The sequence below is a fragment of the Flavobacterium sp. WV_118_3 genome (assembly GCF_039778605.1).
Classification (GTDB): domain Bacteria; phylum Bacteroidota; class Bacteroidia; order Flavobacteriales; family Flavobacteriaceae; genus Flavobacterium.
On the sequence record NZ_CP156060.1, the window covers coordinates 481677 to 500991 of the forward strand.

A 19315-nucleotide genomic window follows, 5' to 3' on the forward strand; every position below is an offset into this window, starting at 1 on the left:
TATCTTTATAAAAAAGGCTGCTTTGATCATCAAAGCAGCCTTTTTAGTTTACACATCAGACAGGTTTTTAACGTTTATCAGGTGTGAAAAGATTGGAAATTTAAGCTTCTTTTGGCAATACCTTATTGGCCAGTTTTCCGATGCTTAAACCTTGTACGACAATCGAAAATACCACCACAAAATAGGTAATCGCAAGTATCATTTGTTTGTGCGGCCCTTCTTCGATTGATAAGGCTAAAGCAATTGAAACACCACCACGTAAACCGCCCCAAACGAGGATTTTAATCGTTCCGCGGTTGAATTTTTCTTTAAAAGGAATCACCAGTGTCGGAATCCAGATGGAAAGGAAACGGGAGAATAATACCAACAGTATACACATTAAACCGATTTGCCAGTAGCCCAAAATATCCGGAATCAAAAGCAATTCAAATCCGATAAACAGGAACAGAATGGCGTTCATAATTTCATCGATCAGTTCCCAGAATTTGTTCAGATAATCTTTGGTAATGGGAGACATGGCGGTTTTTTTACCATAGTTTCCAATGATTAGACCGGCAGCCACCATCGTTAACGGACCGGAAATATGCATCGCATGAGCGATCAGATAACCACCCATAACAACGGATAATGTAATTAAAACGGACACTTTATAATCATCGATTTTACGCATCGCTTTCGACGCGGTAATACCCAGTGCCATTCCTAACAGGAATCCGCCCAGCGCTTCTTTGATGATCAACCAGGAAATATGGCTAAAGGATAAATCGATGTTGCGACCTTGCGCCAATTGCAGGATTACGGCAAAAACCACTACTGCTACACCATCGTTAAACAACGATTCACCGGCAACTTTGGTTTCTAGCGATTTGGGTACATTGGCATTTTTCAGGATTCCCAATACGGCAATCGGATCGGTTGGTGAGATAAGTGCTCCGAATAGTAAACAGTAAATAAACGGAACTTGTAGTGATAATAAGGGTAAGATATTATAAAGTAATACACCGACGATCAGAGTGGATAAAATAACGCTTAATGTCGAAAAGACGATAATGGGCCAGCGTTGTTCTTTCAGATCCAACATGTTAATATGGATCGCTCCGGCAAAAAGCAGGAAGTTTAACATGGCACCCATCAGGACTTCGGTAAAGTCAAATTCGGCGATGAGTTTGGAAAACCGGGTTAGGGTATCCGGAAAAATGTGCCCGAAAACAACCAGAATAATCGAAGTGATCATTGCGATGATCATTACTCCAATAGTCGAGGGAAGTTTTAAGAAACGAAGGTTTAAATAGGCGAAAAATGAGGCTAAAACGAGTAAAATAGAAAAAGAATAGTATAACTCCATACTAATAATTTAAAGGATTAGAAATAATTTTTATATCGGAAAAAAAGATAAGAAAAAAATAGAAAAAAGATGTTAAGCCTATTATAAAAATAAAAATCCCCCTGTAAAACAGAGGGATTTCTTAATATTTGTGAGGATTATGTTATTCGTTAACGATAACCCATTCGCCTGATGCTAATAATGCTTCGGCTTTTTTAAATTTCATGGTTTCGGATTTACCGGACATTACGTGTTTGATCGTCACGTTGTCGTTACGGTTAATCTTCGGAGCATCGCGTACGATTGTTTCCGTTACCGGTTGCTGTTGTGCTTGTTGTTGCATCGCAGCCTGGTGGTTACGCTCGGCAATTTCTTCCGAGTTTAGAACCTCTTCTTTTGAAATGGTGTATTCTTCCTGTTGTACCGGAACTTCTTCTGCTTCGTGAATGTTGTTCGGGTTTTGTGAGGGAAGATCTCCTTTAAATAAGAACGAAATCACTTCTTTATTTACGTTGTCCAACATGTTTTTAAACAGGTTGAAGGCTTCGAATTTATAGATAAGCAACGGATCTTTTTGTTCGTGTACGGCTAACTGAACGGATTGTTTTAATTCGTCCATTTTACGTAAGTGTTTTTTCCAGGCTTCATCTACGATTGCCAGCGTAATGTTCTTTTCGAAATCAGCCAGTAAAGATTTTCCTTCTGTTTCGTAGGCTTTTTGTAAGTCGGTGAAAACATTTAACGATTTGATACCGTCTGTAAACGGAACCACGATACGTTCAAATTGTCCGTTGTTGTTTTCGAATACGTTTTTAATTACCGGGAAAGCTTCTTTGGCACTTCTTTCGGATTTTTCCGTGTAGTGTTGTAATACGGCTTTGTATAATTTTCCAACCAATTCGCGATCGGATAAACGAGCGAAATCACTTTCTGAAATCGCACCACTGATAGCGAAATAACGGATCAACTCAAATTCGAAGTTTTTAAAATCTCCGGATGGTTTGTTGTGTTCCACTACCAATTCGCAAACGTCGTACATCATATTGGCTAAATCCACTTTTAGACGTTCTCCGTGTAGTGCGTGTTTTCTACGTTTGTAAACTACCTCACGTTGTGCGTTCATTACGTCGTCATATTCTAACAAACGTTTACGAACACCGAAGTTGTTTTCTTCTACTTTTTTCTGTGCTCTTTCGATCGATTTGGTCATCATCGAGTGTTGGATCACTTCGCCTTCTTTTAGTCCCATACGGTCCATAATTTTGGCTACTCGTTCCGATCCGAACAAACGCATCAGGTTGTCTTCCAATGATACATAGAACTGGGAACTTCCCGGATCTCCCTGACGTCCGGCACGACCTCTTAACTGACGGTCAACACGACGGGAATCGTGACGCTCGGTACCGATGATCGCTAAACCTCCGGCAGCTTTTACTTCGTCTGTTAATTTAATGTCGGTTCCACGACCGGCCATGTTGGTTGCGATGGTTACCACGCCCGGTTTACCGGCTTCGGCAACGATTTGTGCTTCCTGTTTGTGTAATTTCGCATTCAATACGTTGTGATTTACACCACGCATTTTCAACATTCGGCTTAATAATTCGGAGATTTCTACCGATGTTGTACCGATTAATACCGGTCTTCCGGATTCGGATAACTGAACAACATCTTCGATCACGGCGTTGAATTTCTCACGAACCGTTCTGTAGATTAAATCTTCTTTATCTTTTCGGGCAATTCCTCTGTTGGTTGGAATTTCCACTACGTCCAATTTGTAAATTTCCCAGAACTCACCGGCTTCAGTTACCGCTGTACCGGTCATACCCGATAATTTGCTGTACATTCTGAAGTAGTTTTGTAAGGTAATCGTAGCAAACGTTTGTGTAGCGGCTTCGATTTTTACGTTTTCTTTGGCTTCGATCGCCTGATGTAAACCGTCGGAATAACGACGTCCGTCCATGATACGACCGGTTTGCTCGTCGACGATAAGGATTTTGTTATCCATGATAACGTACTCCGTATCTTTTTCGAATAACGTATAGGCTTTTAAAAGCTGTGTTAAGGTGTGAATACGCTCGCTTTTTACTCCGAAGTCCTGGAATAGTCTTTCTTTGGCTTCAGCTTCGTCTTCTTTTGAAAGGTGTTGCTTTTCGATTGCAGCGATTTCCGTTCCGATATCCGGTAAGATAAAGAACGTATCATCCGTATCTTTTGATAGGAATTTGATACCGTTATCGGTCAATTCCACCTGGTTGTTTTTTTCTTCGATTACAAAGTATAACGCTTCGTCCACTTTTGGCATCTCACGGTTGTTGTCGGCCATATAGTGGTTTTCCGTTTTCTGAAGAATTTGTTTTACGCCTTCTTCACTCAGGAATTTGATTAATGCTTTGTTTTTAGGTAGGGCACGGTGTGCACGTAATAACTGGAATCCTCCGTCTTTGGTGTTTCCTTCTTTTAACAAACGTTTCGCTTCGGTCAGGAATCCGTTTGCCAATTGGCGCTGAAGATTGTATAGGTTTTCTACTTTTGGTTTTAATTCGTTGAATTCGTGACGGTCACCTTGTGGAACCGGACCGGAAATGATCAATGGCGTACGGGCGTCATCCACTAAAACGGAATCCACCTCATCGACAATCGCATAATTGTGTTTGCGTTGTACCAATTCTGCCGGCGAATGTGCCATGTTATCTCTCAGGTAGTCAAAACCGAATTCGTTATTCGTACCGTAGGTAATATCGGCTTCGTATGCCTTTCTACGGCCTTCTGTATTGGGCTGGTGATTGTCGATACAGTCAACCGTTAATCCGTGGAATTCGAATAAAGGTGCTTTCCACGAGCTATCACGTTTGGCAAGGTAATCATTCACAGTTACCAGGTGTACCCCGTTTCCGGTTAATGCATTTAAATAAATTGGTAAGGTTGCTACTAACGTTTTACCTTCACCCGTTTGCATTTCGGCAATTTTACCCTGGTGTAATACCACACCACCAATCAACTGTACGTCGTAGTGGATCATATCCCAGGTAATTTCTTTTCCGGCAGCATTCCAGGAATTGGCCCAAACGGAATTATCGCCTTCAATTACGATATACGGTTTGGTAGCCGATAACTCGCGGTCTTTTGGAGTAGCGGTTACCGTGATATGCGTGTTTTCTTTAAAACGACGGGCGGTTTCTTTTACAACAGCAAAGGCTTCCGGTAGAATGTCCAATAAGGCTTTCTCAGTAAGGTCGTAAGCTTCTTTTTCTATAGCATCAATCGAAGCGTATAGATCTTCTCTTTTATCAATATCTTCCGTTTGTTCAACTTCCTGTTTTAAAGCCTCAATTATCGCGTCTTTTTCAGCGCGGGCTTTTTTGATGATGTCTTTAAAATAGACTGTTTTCTCCCGTAACTCATCATTTGATAATGCCGATAGTGGCCCTTCATATGACTTGATTTTATTGATAAGGGGTTGGATTGCTTTTACGTCTTTTTGAGACTTGTCTCCTACAAAAGCTTTTAATATGCTGTTTATGAAACTCATAATTTTTAGTTTTCTAATAAAAGTGTGCAAATTTAAGCAAAAAAAAAGCCTCATAAGGAGACTTTTCATTGCTTTTTATTTTTTAGTATTCATCCTCGTTCCAAAGATAATCTTCGTCGGTTGGATAATCGGGCCAAATCTCTTCCATGGATTCATAAATCTCTCCTTCGTCTTCTATCGATTGCAGGTTTTCAACCACTTCCAATGGCGCACCAGTTCTAATAGCGTAGTCGATAAGTTCGTCTTTTGTGGCTGGCCACGGCGCATCGCTCAAATAGGATGCTAATTCTAATGTCCAATACATCTTGTTATCGATTTATAGTTTTATGCAAAAATAAATTTTCTACTGAAATAGTCAAGTAAAATTTTGTTTATTTTAAAAAAAATAAGAACGTATGTCTGAAATCCGGTCAAATAAGCTGTTTTTACCGGATTTCCGGAGCTATTCGCTGGTCCAATTCCAAACGACCAATTTACGATTTCCGTGGAATCCACTTTACTTCATCGGCTTGCAGGTCAAATGACAACTTTCGTGCCAAGACAAAAAGGTAGTCAGAAAGTCGGTTTAAATAGGTTAAAACCAATGGGTCGACAGGTTCCAGTTCATGTAAATGTGTCGCTAAACGCTCGGCACGACGACAAACACAGCGTGCAATATGACAATATGACACGGTGGTATGACCTCCGGGCAATACGAAATGTGTCATTGGCGGTAAGCTTGTATCCATCTGGTCGATCTCATTTTCGAGATAGGAAATGTCTTCCGGCGAAATACGATTGATGTTTAGTCGTTGCTGACCGTTTTTTAAAACTTCTTTCTCCGGGGGTGTGGCCAGGATAGCGCCCAATGTAAACAGCCGATCCTGCACTTCAATTAATACATTTTTATAGAGCGTATTCATTTCCTGATCGCGGATTAGTCCGATATGAGAATTTAATTCGTCTACGGTTCCGTAGCTTTCAATACGGATATGGTGTTTCGGGACGCGGGTTCCCCCAAAAAGGGCAGTGGTTCCTTTGTCGCCGGTTTTGGTATATACTTTCATAATACTGCAATTATTTGCTCACGGTTGTGAAACAGGGTTGGGGTTATTTGTTTTTATTGTCGCTTTCGATAACACCATCGCGCAAACGGATGATACGGTGGGCGTGTTCGGCGATATCTTCTTCGTGCGTTACCAGAATAACGGTATTTCCATTGGCATGGATCTCGTTAAAAAGATTCATAATTTCTATGGAAGTCTTACTGTCGAGGTTACCGGTTGGTTCATCGGCAAGAATAATTGAAGGACGGTTAACCAGGGCGCGCGCTACGGCTACACGCTGGCGTTGCCCACCCGATAATTGGTTGGGTTTGTGATCCATACGATCACCAAGACCTACCTGGTTGAGTACTTCGGTGGCCCGTTCGATACGGTCACTTTTGGAATAACCGGCATAGACCATTGGAAGGGCAACATTGTCTAATGCGGTGGTACGCGGTAACAAGTTAAACGTCTGGAAAACGAATCCGATTTCTTTATTTCGGATTCCGGCCAGTTCGTCGTCGTCCATTTTGCTAACGTCTTTTCCGTTTAGGATATATTCGCCGGCAGTAGGGGTGTCTAAACATCCTAAAATATTCATCAGGGTGGATTTTCCGGAACCGGATGGTCCCATTAAGGCTACATATTCTCCTTTGTTGATCGTTAAATCGATTCCTTTTAATACATATACGGTTTCGTTACCCAAAGGAAAGTCTCTCGTAATTTCTTTAATTTCTATAATTGGTTTAGTCATTGCCTTTATATCGATGGTTGATTTTCGCTTTTAAAAATACTAAAAAGGTTTTTTTAATACCCTATAAGTGCACTAAACTTTAGAAATGTTACAGGAAATGATCAAACGCGTATGATGAAATGTTCTTTTTCCTGTTCGCGTCGGAAAAAAACAAATCCCCATTGAAAGGTGTCGATCGTAACGGTTACCTGCGGATGTGCTTTGATTTTTTGCCAGGCTGCTTCCATATCGGCCGACCAATGGATGTCGTCGAAGATCCAAAGCGTGTCATTGCTTATCGTGGGAAGTAAGGTGTCGAAATATCGCAGTGTGGCTTCTTTTTGATGGTTGCCGTCAAAATAAATCAGATCGTAGGTTGTATTTGGAGTACTATCGAGATAGACTTGAAATTCCGAAACAACCGAAGTGATGTTGTTGTAACTGAATGTAGCCAAGTTTTCTCGGGCGATACGCGCCGTTTCCGGACAACCTTCAATTGTTGTAATCCTTGCTTTGGCGTTTCCTGAAGCCAGCGAAGCGGTGGCCAATCCGAGCGAGGTACCGATCTCTAATATGTTTTCCGGTTGAAAATAACGGACTAACCGGAACAACAAACGGGCTCTTTTTTTTGAAATCCCGGCATTTTTGGCAATACGGGCAACGGATCGGTTGTCGGATTTAAATACCCGCGATCCGGCTCCGAAATCGGTTACCGAAATCGTGGTGGTATTGTGTAAAAGCGCTTTTCTGTAATTCCCTAATGTGGCGTATTCCGGTTTCTTTTTTTTATCGTAAAAACATTTGGTAACCAGACGAAACACAAAAGGCGAATGTACACCATGCTGGTTTTTGGAATGCCAAAGGAATTTGAGGTAGGCGGTTATTGGATATGTGATCATGGATTTCGGTTTAAGATTCCATTTTAGCACTCAGTTCAAACCAACGTTCTTCTTTTTCCTCCAATTGCGTGATGATGTGCTGTAATTCGTTGGCTTTGGCCGAAATATCATTGTCGCCGACTTTACCCTCGGAGAAAAGTTTTTCGATCTCAATTTTTTTAAATTCCAGATCTTTGATCTCGCGTTCAATTTTCTGAAATTCTTTTTGTTCGTTAAATGTAAGTCCTTGTTTTGCCTGAGCTTGTTTCCAGTTGACTTTCTCTTTCGCTTCTTCTTTTTCGGGTTCGGCACTATCTTCGTACGATCTGAAATCGGAATAATTTCCAGGGAAATCCTCGATTATACCTTGTCCGCGGAATACAAACAAGTGATCCACGATTTTGTCCATAAAGTAACGGTCGTGTGAAACCACCAGTAAACAGCCCGGATAATCCAATAGGAAGTTTTCGAGTACATTTAAGGTTACGATATCCAAATCGTTTGTAGGTTCATCCAGAATCAGGAAATTCGGATTCTGAATCAAAACGGTACATAGGTACAAACGTTTTAGTTCGCCACCACTTAGTTTTTCAACATAATCGTGTTGTTTTTTACGGTCAAAAAGGAAACGTTCCAACAATTGTCCGGCAGAAATGGTACGTCCTTTGGTCAATGGAATGTATTCGCCATATTCTTTAATAATGTCGATAACCTTTTGTTCCGGTTTCGGATTGATACCGCTTTGGGTGTAATAGCCCACTTTTATCGTTTCGCCAATCACCACTTTTCCGCTGTCCGGTTGTATGGTTTGGGTTAAAATATTTAAAAAAGTTGATTTACCGGTTCCGTTTTTTCCGATAATTCCAATGCGTTCACCGCGGTTAAATGTATAGTCGTAACCGTCCAGGATCACGCGATCGTTGAATTTTTTAGAAACTTTGTGTAGTTCGATGATTTTACTTCCCATACGCTCCATATTGATTTCCAGTTCGACCTGGTTTTCCTTGCGGCGACTTTGGGCTTTTTCTTTGATATCGTAAAAGTCATCAATTCTTGATTTCGATTTGGTGGTACGCGCTTTTGGCTGGCGACGCATCCAGTCGAGTTCTTTTACAAAAAGATTCTGTGCTTTGTCAATACTGGCATTTTCGGAGGCAATTCGTTCCTCTTTTTTACCTAAATAATAGGAATAATTACCTTTGTATTGGTATAGTTTTCCGTTGTCCAGTTCGATGATTTCGTTACAAACGCGTTCCAGAAAGAAACGGTCGTGCGTTACCATAAACAGGGTGATGTTTTCTTTGGCAAAATAATTTTCAAGCCATTCGATCATTTCCAGATCCAAATGGTTGGTAGGCTCATCGAGAATCAATAAATCCGGTTTGTTGATCAGAATAATGGCCAGGGCCAAACGTTTTTTCTGTCCTCCGGAAAGGTTTTTGACTTTCAGTTTTAGGTCCTCCAGTTTTAGTTTAAACAGGATTTGTTTGTACTGGGTTTCAAAATCCCAGGCATTGTACAAGTCCATTCTGTCGAAAGCTTTTTGGTAGGCCTCCTCGTCTTCCGGGTTTTCAAGTGCCTTTTCGTACTGTTCGATTACCTTTAGTATCTCATTGTCGGATGCGAAAATACTTTCTTCAATCGTTAGTTCCTGTTGTAAACTCGGTTCCTGTGATAAGAAAGCCATCTTGATTTCTTTCCGCATTACGATCTGACCGCTGTCGGGCGTGTCTTCTCCGGTAATGATTTTTAATATTGAAGTCTTTCCGGTTCCGTTTTTGGCCACAAAAGCAATTTTCTGGTCTTTGTTGATCCCAAAGGAAAGGTTTTCAAATAAAACGCGTTCTCCAAACGACTTGGAAATATTTTCTACAGATAGGTAATTCACGACGGTACTTTTTTGCAAAAGTAAGCTTTATTTATAATTTTCGATTTGTGAAATTTTTTAGAATGATAAAATAGGAAAAGAGCTACTTTTGGGCTCGTTTTAAAGAAAGAGAATAATGAAGTTACGATTGATGAAATTTTTTGTAATCATAAACGGATCACTACTACTGCATTCGTGTAGTTATGGAACGTATGTAGGTGAGACATTTACGCCATTAACAGAGACAATTGAGGTCTGTACAACACCGCCGGAACAGGTGGATTTGTTTTTCGAAGGTGAAAAAATTGATTTTGATTATGTGAAAATCGGACTCATTCAGGTGGAAGGGGCTATGGATACGCCACAGAAAGAATTGATCACTAAATTAAAAAAAGGCGCGCAAAGTAAGTGCGCCGATGCGATTATCGGAATTAAAAAAGTATATCAAACCAGAGAAAAAGGGTTGTTGTTTACCGATGTAAAACCAGAGGTATATTCTTCGGAAGTTTTTTATGGAGTGGCCGTGCGCAAACGTTAAAAAATATTCCCGGATAAACATACCGGATCATTTTGAACTTTTACTGTTTATATTTGTAGCATGCAGTTATCGGTTATTATTCTGAATTACAACGTCCGCTATTTTTTGGAACAATGCGTTTTGAGTGTGCAAAAAGCATTGCAAAATATTGAGGCTGAAATTATTGTCGTGGATAATGCTTCCGCGGATGATAGTTGTGCCATGATGCGCGAACGTTTTCCGGAGGTTATGCTTATTGCAAATCAGGATAATCTTGGGTTTCCCAAAGGGAACAATATAGGTGTTGCTCAGGCAAAAGGAGAGTATGTTTGTATCCTGAATCCGGATACGGTAGTGGCCGAAGATACGTTTGAAAAAGTGCTTGCTTTTGCACAAAAACAAACCGATTCGGGGATTATCGGTTGTAAATTAATCGATGGCACCGGAAATTTTTTGCCGGAATCCAAAAGAGGTGTGCCAACACCCTGGGTGGCTTTTACTAAAATTACAAGTCTGTATAAATTTTTTCCGAAAACAGGACTGTTCAATCAATACTATGCACAGGATCTGAATGAAAATCAGACCGGAAAAGTGGCAATTCTTGTCGGCGCTTTTATGGTGCTAAAACGCGAACTGTACCTCGAAGTCGGTGGATTTGATGAGGATTGTTTTATGTATTCCGATGATATCGATTTATCGTATCTGGTACTGAAAACAGGAAAATCCAACTATTATTTTAACGAAACCACGGTGATTCATTATAAAGGTGAAAGCACGGTGAAAGATGGAACGTATATGAAGCGTTTCCGGGAGGCCATGCAGTTTTTTTACCGGAAACATTTTAAAGCCTCACTTTTCTTTACCGTATTTATGGAAATCGGAACTTTTGCTTTTGCGTTGTTTAAGAAAAAGCAGACCGGTGTTAAAAAACCGATGGAAACGGAAGCCTATTGCTTGTTTTCCAACGATGTGGCGTTAAAGGAAAAATTAGCGGAGCAGTTGCAAAAAAAGCTTTATTGGAATAAAGATATTAATGAAAATGCGTTATTTTCGCAATCGGATTTAAAAGGGAAACAAATTGAAGTCCTGTTGGATAATAACAGTTTTGGTTTCCGTGACATCATCGCTTTTTTAGAGCGTAATAAAGATGCGAAGTTTCGCTATAGAATCATCCCGGAAGGTAGTTCATTCTGGATCGGAAGTGATAGTAGTAACGATCGGGGTGAGGTGGTAAAAATTAAATAATAATTGCATTTTGTGAAATAATAAATCGAAATAAATATTAATTTTGCAAAGCAAATAAAGAAAAACAACTTTAGTTTAAAGATATGGCAAGGTTTGAATTAAAACTGCCCAAAATGGGAGAAAGTGTTGCTGAGGCAACGATAACCAACTGGTTGAAAAACGTAGGTGAGACTATCGAAGCAGATGAAGCGGTTTTGGAAATCGCTACGGATAAGGTAGATAGTGAAGTGCCATCGGAGGTTTCCGGGACATTAACGGAAATCCTTTTTAATGTAGACGATGTGGTAAAAGTTGGTCAGACAATAGCCATTATCGAAACAGAAGGTGGTGCGGTAGCAGCTCCAAAAGCGGAAGCAACTCCTGCTGTTGTGGCAGAAGTAGCGAAAACCGTGGAAGTAGCGGCTGCAGTTTCGGCTCCTGCTGATTTTTCCGGATCGGATAAGTTTTTCTCACCATTAGTGAAAAATATCGCTAAAGAAGAAGGCGTATCGGTTGCTGAATTAGAAGCAATTAACGGTACCGGGAAAGACGGACGCGTTACGAAAAACGATATCCTGGAGTATGTTAAAAACAGAGGTAGCCAGCCAGTTGCGACGCCTGCAGCGGTGGAAGCACCTAAAGCAGCAGCTCCACAACCGACAGCAACAGCTACAAAAGCGGTTCCGGTTTCTGTAAACGGTGGAGACGAAATCGTGGAAATGGACAGAATGCGTAAACTGATCTCCGGTTATATGGTGCAGTCCAAACAAACTTCGGCTCACGTACAATCGTTTATCGAAGTGGATGTAACCAATATCGTAAAATGGAGAGATAAAGTTAAAAATGCTTTCGAAAAACGAGAAGGTGAAAAATTAACGTTTACGCCAATCTTTATGGAAGCAGTAGCAAAAGCATTACGCGACTTCCCGGGAATGAACATTTCAGTAGAAGGTGACTATATCATCAAAAAGAAAAATATTAACTTAGGTATGGCAGCAGCCTTACCAAATGGAAACCTTATTGTTCCGGTTATCAAAAATGCCGATCAGTTAAATCTGGTTGGAATGGCGAAAGCGGTAAACGATTTAGGAAACCGTGCAAAAGCAGGTAAATTGAAACCGGACGATACACAAGGCGGAACCTATACGGTAACGAATGTGGGAACTTTTGGAAGTGTTTTTGGTACACCAATCATCAACCAGCCGCAAGTGGGTATCTTAGCGTTGGGTGCGATCCGAAAAGTACCGGCGGTTATTGAAACTCCGGCAGGTGATTTTATCGGAATCCGTCAGAAAATGTTCTTGTCGCACAGTTATGACCACCGTGTGGTAGATGGTGCGCTAGGTGGAAGCTTCGTAAAACGCGTTGCGGATTACCTGGAAGCATGGGATATCAACAGAGATATTTAATAAAATACGATTATACTAAAAGCCCCGAAATTTATTTTCGGGGCTTTTTTATTGGTCATAGCGTTGATTAGCTTTTTCCAATCGGCGTTTGATGGTTCGTGCCAGTATTTTTGGCGCCAATACTTTTACATTTTCTCCAAAACCCAGTATTTCCCGTTCCAATTCAAAATTTAAAACAACATCTATACGAATGATCAGTCCTTTTTCATCTTCACTAAGGATTTGCTGTGAAGCATGTAACGGCTTGGTTTTTACATACGGACTATTATATGGGTCGAATTGTAAAATGACCCGATGTGCTCTGTCTTTCTGGGTTTTGGTTACGCCGATGGCGTCTTCAAAGTAGCGTTCGAAATCAATGCCTTCGTAAGGAATATACAATTCTTTGGATAAGGTATAAAAAGCCTCGATACGATCCAGTGCCAGCGTAACCAAAGTCGTTCCTTTTTTGGGTTTCGTAATTAAAAACCATCGGTTTCGGTATTCTTTTAAAAGATACGGATGGTAGATATCCTGTCGGGATTCTTTGGCTTTGAATGAACGGTATTCGATTAATAAGGGTGTCTGGTTTAGAATGGCCTGGTATATAGGTGTTAAATGTTCAATTCCTTTTAATTGAGCATTGCTCTCAAATTGGATGTAGTTTTTGGTTTTGTCAGACGATTTATAGAGATTGTTCTCCAAACGTGCAATCATTCCACTCATTTCATCAAAATAATTAAACCCGTTAAACTGTTTTAAAAGCGCAACGATTTCTTTCATCTTTTCCATATCCGCATCATTAATCGGCGAGTTGGTAATACTGAATTGTTCGTCTTCGTACGAATAATATTTTCGATCGGTTACTATAATCGGTGCATTATAGCCCAAACGATCACTGCGCATCATCTGGATATCGCCCTGAATGGTTCTTTTGCTGATACCGGTACTGATACCTTCATATTCATATAAGGCATCGGCTACTTTTTCGATCAGATCGTCCAACGTCCACTTCCGGAATCGGTTGCGTAAGCAATTATCGATGGTTTTATAGCGAATTAAAGCGAGTTTGTTTGTAGCCATTTCAATAAGAAATTAGTGGTTTGGTTAAATAATGACCAAATTGGATTTTGATTTTAAAGCAAATATAGCTTTTATTGCGCAATGTATTTGCGTAGTTTTTTGTTTTTGATAGGGTTAACTGTTTTTTTTAGCATTTAATATTTTGATAATTAATGAATTGAAAAATAATTTGTAAAAAATATTTCACTGCGTATTTATGTTGCGTACTTAGGTGGCCATCTTTGCAATGTCAGGATAACACAACAATCCTGTAACAAAAACGAAGTGTAACAACTAAAAGTAAAACGATGAAATTCAATTTATTAAAAAGAGAAAGTAAAAGAATCATCAATAATGAAGGAGCTGTGGCTTACGTAATGTCGCCAGAAGAAGAATTGTATACCGCAGTTGTTACAACCGGATTAAGTGATTCTTTTTATGAAAAGCAAGAGGAACGATTGCAGCGAATTAAAGAATTAATGGCAAAATGCGATCCGGAATTTGTAGCGAAATTAGCTGCATATGCTCGAAATGAAATGAACTTGCGTTCTGTTCCGATGGTATTGACAGTGGAATTAGCAAAATTGGCTTCCGGAAATGCAACGGTAAGCAAAGCAGTTGCTAATGTGGTGAAAAGAGCAGATGAGATTTCGGAATTGTTAGCCTATTATCAGTTGGCCAACGAACGAAAAGAAACCAAAAAATTAAACCGACTTTCAAAGCAAATTCAGAAAGGTTTGGCAGTATCGTTCAATACGTTTGATGAATATCAGTTTGCAAAATACAACCGGAAAACGGAAGTGACTTTAAAAGATGCTTTGTTTTTGGTTCACCCGAAAGCAAAAGACCAAAACCAACAGGAGTTATTTAATAAAATAGTAAACAATACGTTGGCAGTTCCCTATACATGGGAAACGGAACTTTCGGTTTTAGGAACGGTAAAATTTGAAAATATAAACGCTCGTACTATGGCTTTTGGCCTAAAATGGGAAGAATTGATCGAAAGCCGTAAAGTAGGTTATATGGCTTTGATGCGAAACCTTCGGAATATACTCGAAGCAAAAGTATCGGCAAAACATATCGCTATGGTTTGTGATTATTTGACGAATGAAAAAGCAGTTATTAATTCCAAACAATTGCCCTTTCGGTTTTTGGCAGCCTATCGGGAAGTGAAACAAATTAGTTCGCCGTTTACGTCCAGTATTTTGGAGGCTTTAGAAAAAGCGGTTACCATAAGTGCGCAAAATATTCGCGGATTTGGTTACGATACATCAGTAGTGATCGCTTGTGATGTTTCGGGATCCATGCAAAAACCGATCTCGGCACGAAGTAAAATATTGTTGTATGATATCGGTTTGGTATTGGGAATGTTAATGCAATCCCGTTGTAAAAATGTAATCAGCGGGATGTTTGGGGATAGCTGGAAAGTAATCAATATGTCAAAAAGTGCCATACTTGCCAATGTGGAAGAATATTATAGGAGAGAGGGGGAAGTAGGTTATGCAACGAACGGACATTTGGTATTGGAAGATTTGATTCGTAAAAACCAGCAGGTGGACAAGGTGATGTTTTTTACCGATGTCCAGATGTGGGACAGTAAAATGACTTTTAATTCGTTTGCCGGTTCCTGGAAAAAGTACAAACGAATTGCGCCACAGGCAAAATTGTATTTGTTCGATTTGGCGGGATACGGTCAGCAACCGATAGATGTACGAGAGAATGATGTGTATTTGATGGCCGGTTGGTCCGATAAAATATTTGATCTTTTAGATGCTTTGGAAAACAAAGAAACAGCCTTGGATAAAATCAATGCCATTGGGTTGTAGGTGGTACTCCCACGGTTAAGAACATCGTGGGAGTTATAAAAGAAATAAAAAAACAGGTGTCGTAAAAAAGAGTTACTTCGCATTTAGACTGCCCGGGTCGCGGGTTCGAATCCCGCCATCGCTAAGATGTAGCTCAGTTGGTAGAGCAGGATTATATGCTCTTTTTGCTAGTTGCCCTGTTTAAAAATAAAACAGAATGTCGTAGAAAAAAGGTACTTCGTCACCACTTAGGGGAGGAATAGCGAAGTTGTAAAAGCAGCAAGGCTATCCGGTTCGATTCCGGCAATGACAGCCCCGGTACTTTTTTCGAATGTAGCTTCTGTTTCGTAGGTTGTCGTAAACAAATGTTACTTCGTTGGTAGATTAAATTGGGTTCGAGTCCCGAAAGTCATTTGTTGCTTGTCACGCTTACACAAAGAGTGCCGTACTAAAGTGTTACTTCGTACAATTAAAAGGACTGATCACTTTACCAATATTGCCTCTTTACAATTAAAACAAAAATACCGGTGTCGTAAAAAAAAGAGTTACTTCGATTAGGGGTCGGGTAGAGTCGGTTCGATTCCGACACTGTACTTGTCAGTACAGATAGTATAATGGTAGCACACTCTAGTACTCTTTTTGCTTGTTACCCGGTTTTATAAAAAGCTTAAAAATGAAAACAATAATAGCAGAAAAATTAAAAGAAATAGAAAGGGCAAACGGTATAAAAATAGTGTTTGCCTACGAATCCGGAAGCCGCGCCTGGGGATTTCCTTCTCCGGATAGCGATTATGATGTACGATTCGTCTATATACGTAATGTAAATGATTATTTATCGGTTAAAGAGGTAGATGGACATTTATCATTTCCGATAACGGACGAACTGGATGTGTATGGTTGGGATTTGAAAAAAGTATTGCAACTCATGAATAAATCCAACACAACAATATTCGAATGGTTGCAATCACCGGAAGTCTATTGCGAAGAAAAAGGATTTCGTGAAACGCTATGGCAGTTGTCGCAAGGTTTTTTTAGTGAAAGGAGTAATGCGTTTCATTATTTGGGAATCGCTAAAAGTGCACTGTTGACGATGGAGGAAGGTAATGAAATAAAAATCAAAAAGTTGTTTTACATCCTTCGCCCTTTATTGGCGGCCAAATGGTGTGTCGAAAAAGAAACGATAGCACCGATGACAATGGAAAAACTATTGACCGTATTGCCGGATGAGGCTAAAGTGAAAACAACAATATTGAAATTGATCAAACAAAAAGAAACTGCAAAAGAAGCCGATAAGGTTATGATAACCGAGGAACTAAGTGATTTTATAAAAACAACTTTTGAAAAAACAACAGAAGCCGTAAAATCGGTCGGAAAAGATATATTCGAAACCGAAAGTCTGGATGCCTTTTTTCAAACCATGCTAAAACGTTATGACAATACAGGAAATAAAAGAAAAAGGACTGCTGCTGTTTGAATGTGTCAGCGGTAGTAAAGCCTATGGTTTGGATATGCCGGAATCGGATACCGATCTGAAAGGTGTATTTTATCTTCCTAAAGAACAGTTCTTCGGATTGCAACATGTAGCACAGGTTCAGAATGAAACCAATGATGAAGTGTATTATGAATTGGGTAGATTTGTAGAATTGCTTTTAAAAAACAACCCAAATATATTGGAATTATTGGCGACACCGGAAGATTGTGTGTTGTTTAAGCATCCGATTATGGAACGGCTTACAATCGAAATGTTTCTGTCGAAACAAACAAAAGATACTTTTTCCGGTTATGCGGTAACACAGATCCGTAAGGCGAAAGGATTGAAAAAGAAAATAGTAAATCCTTTTCCGAAGGAAAAAAAGGAAGTGCAGGATTTCTGTTTTGTTTTGCAAAATTACGATGCGGTTCCGTTTCGGGATTGGATTGCAGCACAGGGATATGAACAAGAACGCTGCGGATTGGTAAAACTACCGCATGCAAAGGGAATGTATGCTTTGTTTTATGATCAAACCGGAATAAAAAGTTATAAAGGAGTACAGAAAAATAAGCATTCCAACGAGGTGAGTTTGTCATCGGTGGATGAAGGTGAAGTAGTACAAGTATATTTGTGTTTTAATACAGAAAGTTATTCGTCCTATTGTAAGGATTATAATGCCTATTGGGAATGGGTTGAAAAGCGTAATCAGGAGCGTTATGCCGTAAATGAAAAACATCAGGGCGGATACGATTCCAAAAATATGATGCATACCATACGATTGTTGGAAGTAGCTGATGAACTCATGGAAACCGGAAAACTCAATATCAGACGCAAAAACCGGGAAGCTTTGCTGGCTATTAAAGCAGGAGAAAAAAGTTATGAAGAACTGCTGCTACTAGCTGAAAATATACTGGAGCGTATTGAAAGTAAGTATAACGAAAGTGATTTAAATGATTTTCCCGATATCGAAAAAGCGGAAATGCTTTTGATGGAAATGCGGGAAGAATTATACAATAGATAATGGAAACAAAAATTACAGGAACCGATTTAATAGCGGTTGGATATAGCGAAAATGCCATTTTAGGATTGGCATTAAAAATAGCAGCAAAACAGTTCGGTCAGGATAAGATTGCGATGTTAGCGTTGTTGAAAAATATAAAAGAGCATCCGGAACGATACCTGGACGATGCAACATGGGAGGAATTGGCTATAAAGTTAATAGAGTTGGCCAATGCTCCGGTTGATGAAACAATACCGTTGTTGGAAACCGGAAAAGAATACCGGGTATTCGGAGCAGAGCATATTGAAGAAGGCGCTCAAAATCAGATGCGAGTAGCGATGCGGTTACCGGTTACGGTTGCTGGTGCTTTAATGCCCGATGCACATCAGGGGTACGGATTACCGATTGGTGGTGTTCTGGCAACAAAAAATGCGATTATTCCGTATGGTGTCGGAGTGGATATCGGTTGTCGTATGGCGTTGTCGATCTATGATATTCCGGAAACGCATTTTTATGAGAATCTGGCGAAATACAAAAGAGAGTTAATTGCCAATACAAAATTTGGCGCCGGACATGGGTATCACGGGCAACATAAAACGCAACATGATATTCTCGACCGAGACGAGTTTAACCTGACACCGTTTATTAAAAAGTTGCAGGATAAAGCCTGGTCGCAATTGGGAACATCCGGTGGAGGAAATCACTTTGTGGAATTCGGAATCATTGAATTCGAACAACGTGATGAGGTGTTGAATATTGATAAAGGAAGATATGTGGCTTTGTTAACGCATTCCGGATCAAGAGGGATGGGGGCCACGATAGCCGGACATTATACGCAGCTGGCCAAAAAAATATGTAAGTTGCCGCAGGAAGCAGCCAATCTGGCGTATCTGAATATGGATTCGCAGGAAGGAATGGAATATTGGTTGGCGATGAATTTGGCTGGCGATTATGCTTCGGCTTGTCATCAGGTGATTCACGAAAAGATGCAAAAAGCACTTGGAGGGACACTTTTAGCAAAGGTGGAAAACCATCATAATTTTGCATGGAAAGAAATTTGGAATGGCGAAGAGGTTATTGTTCACCGAAAAGGTGCCACGCCAGCCGGAAAAGGAGTGATGGGAATCATTCCGGGTTCGATGACAGCTCCCGGTTTTTTGGTGCGCGGAAAAGGAGAATCGGAAGCGATTCATTCGGCTTCACATGGTGCTGGAAGACAGATGAGCCGTACGCAGGCGGTGAAAACTATTACCAAAGCCGATATGCGTGAGGTGTTAAAAGAACACGGGGTAACGCTTGTCGGTGCCGGAAGAGACGAGGCGCCAATGGCCTATAAAGATATCACTGTGGTGATGGAAGCACAACAAGAACTGATTGATGTGGTGGCGAAGTTTACACCAAAGTTGGTCCGAATGGCCGATGACGGTAGTCACGAAGATTAAAACAAAAGCCTCGAAGTTTATTTTTCGGGGCTTTTGTTTATTGTTTTTTG

15 protein-coding genes are annotated in these 19315 nt (G+C 40.2%); 7 read left to right on the forward strand and 8 right to left on the reverse strand.

Features of this window, described 5'->3' with window-relative positions:
- Positions 1-100 precede the first annotated feature (100 nt).
- From ABFU83_RS02255 to ABFU83_RS02285, 7 genes are all read right to left on the reverse strand, one after another.
- Positions 101-1345, reverse strand: coding sequence for a sodium:proton antiporter (locus tag ABFU83_RS02255; protein ID WP_347068581.1), 1245 nt, complete (start codon positions 1343-1345; stop codon positions 101-103).
- Between the two features lie 142 nt (positions 1346-1487).
- Positions 1488-4853, reverse strand: a complete 3366-nt coding sequence (secA, locus tag ABFU83_RS02260; protein ID WP_347068583.1) for a preprotein translocase subunit SecA — start codon at positions 4851-4853, stop codon at positions 1488-1490.
- Positions 4854-4935: 82 nt separating this feature from the next.
- Positions 4936-5157 carry a DUF2795 domain-containing protein gene (locus tag ABFU83_RS02265; protein WP_002986941.1) on the reverse strand — a complete coding sequence of 74 codons (222 nt, stop codon included), beginning with the start codon at positions 5155-5157 and terminating at the stop codon, positions 4936-4938.
- A 169-nt stretch (positions 5158-5326) separates the two neighbouring features.
- On the reverse strand, positions 5327-5899 hold the full coding sequence (locus ABFU83_RS02270) for a cob(I)yrinic acid a,c-diamide adenosyltransferase (RefSeq protein ID WP_347068586.1): 573 nt from the start codon (positions 5897-5899) through the stop codon (positions 5327-5329).
- A 43-nt stretch (positions 5900-5942) separates the two neighbouring features.
- The gene (locus tag ABFU83_RS02275) at positions 5943-6632 is read right to left on the reverse strand and encodes an ABC transporter ATP-binding protein (protein ID WP_347068588.1); all 690 of its coding nucleotides are present in this window, start codon (positions 6630-6632) and stop codon (positions 5943-5945) included.
- A 101-nt stretch (positions 6633-6733) separates the two neighbouring features.
- Complete coding sequence (locus ABFU83_RS02280; RefSeq protein ID WP_347070193.1) at positions 6734-7507, reverse strand: class I SAM-dependent methyltransferase; 774 nt, start codon at positions 7505-7507, stop codon at positions 6734-6736.
- Positions 7508-7520: 13 nt separating this feature from the next.
- On the reverse strand, positions 7521-9377 hold the full coding sequence (locus ABFU83_RS02285) for an ABC-F family ATP-binding cassette domain-containing protein (RefSeq protein ID WP_347068590.1): 1857 nt from the start codon (positions 9375-9377) through the stop codon (positions 7521-7523).
- 130 nt (positions 9378-9507) lie between these two features.
- Between ABFU83_RS02285 and ABFU83_RS02290 the strand changes: the two genes are divergently transcribed.
- The 3 genes from ABFU83_RS02290 to ABFU83_RS02300 all read left to right on the forward strand — a co-directional run bounded on the left by ABFU83_RS02290 (position 9508) and on the right by ABFU83_RS02300 (position 12506).
- The gene (locus ABFU83_RS02290) at positions 9508-9894 is read left to right on the forward strand and encodes a hypothetical protein (protein WP_347068592.1); all 387 of its coding nucleotides are present in this window, start codon (positions 9508-9510) and stop codon (positions 9892-9894) included.
- Between the two features lie 60 nt (positions 9895-9954).
- Entirely contained in the window at positions 9955-11118 is a 1164-nt protein-coding gene (locus tag ABFU83_RS02295; protein WP_347068593.1) for a glycosyltransferase family 2 protein, read from the forward strand.
- An 83-nt stretch (positions 11119-11201) separates the two neighbouring features.
- Positions 11202-12506, forward strand: a complete 1305-nt coding sequence (locus tag ABFU83_RS02300; protein ID WP_347068595.1) for a dihydrolipoamide acetyltransferase family protein — start codon at positions 11202-11204, stop codon at positions 12504-12506.
- Between the two features lie 48 nt (positions 12507-12554).
- Here ABFU83_RS02300 and ABFU83_RS02305 read toward each other — a convergent pair whose 3' ends face one another.
- Positions 12555-13568, reverse strand: a complete 1014-nt coding sequence (locus ABFU83_RS02305; protein WP_347068596.1) for a WYL domain-containing protein — start codon at positions 13566-13568, stop codon at positions 12555-12557.
- A gap of 287 nt (positions 13569-13855) precedes the next feature.
- On the opposite strand from ABFU83_RS02305, the gene ABFU83_RS02310 reads away from it, so the two are divergent.
- From ABFU83_RS02310 to ABFU83_RS02325, 4 genes are all read left to right on the forward strand, one after another.
- A complete protein-coding gene (locus ABFU83_RS02310; RefSeq protein ID WP_347068598.1) occupies positions 13856-15373 on the forward strand; it encodes a TROVE domain-containing protein in 1518 nt (505 codons plus the stop codon).
- A 652-nt stretch (positions 15374-16025) separates the two neighbouring features.
- Entirely contained in the window at positions 16026-16826 is an 801-nt protein-coding gene (locus tag ABFU83_RS02315) for a nucleotidyltransferase domain-containing protein (protein WP_347068599.1), read from the forward strand.
- Entirely contained in the window at positions 16783-17844 is a 1062-nt protein-coding gene (locus ABFU83_RS02320; protein ID WP_347068601.1) for a nucleotidyltransferase domain-containing protein, read from the forward strand. The genes ABFU83_RS02315 and ABFU83_RS02320 overlap by 44 nt, the downstream gene beginning before the upstream one ends.
- A complete protein-coding gene (locus tag ABFU83_RS02325) occupies positions 17844-19265 on the forward strand; it encodes an RtcB family protein (protein ID WP_347068603.1) in 1422 nt (473 codons plus the stop codon). The genes ABFU83_RS02320 and ABFU83_RS02325 overlap by 1 nt, the downstream gene beginning before the upstream one ends.
- Positions 19266-19315 lie beyond the last annotated feature (50 nt).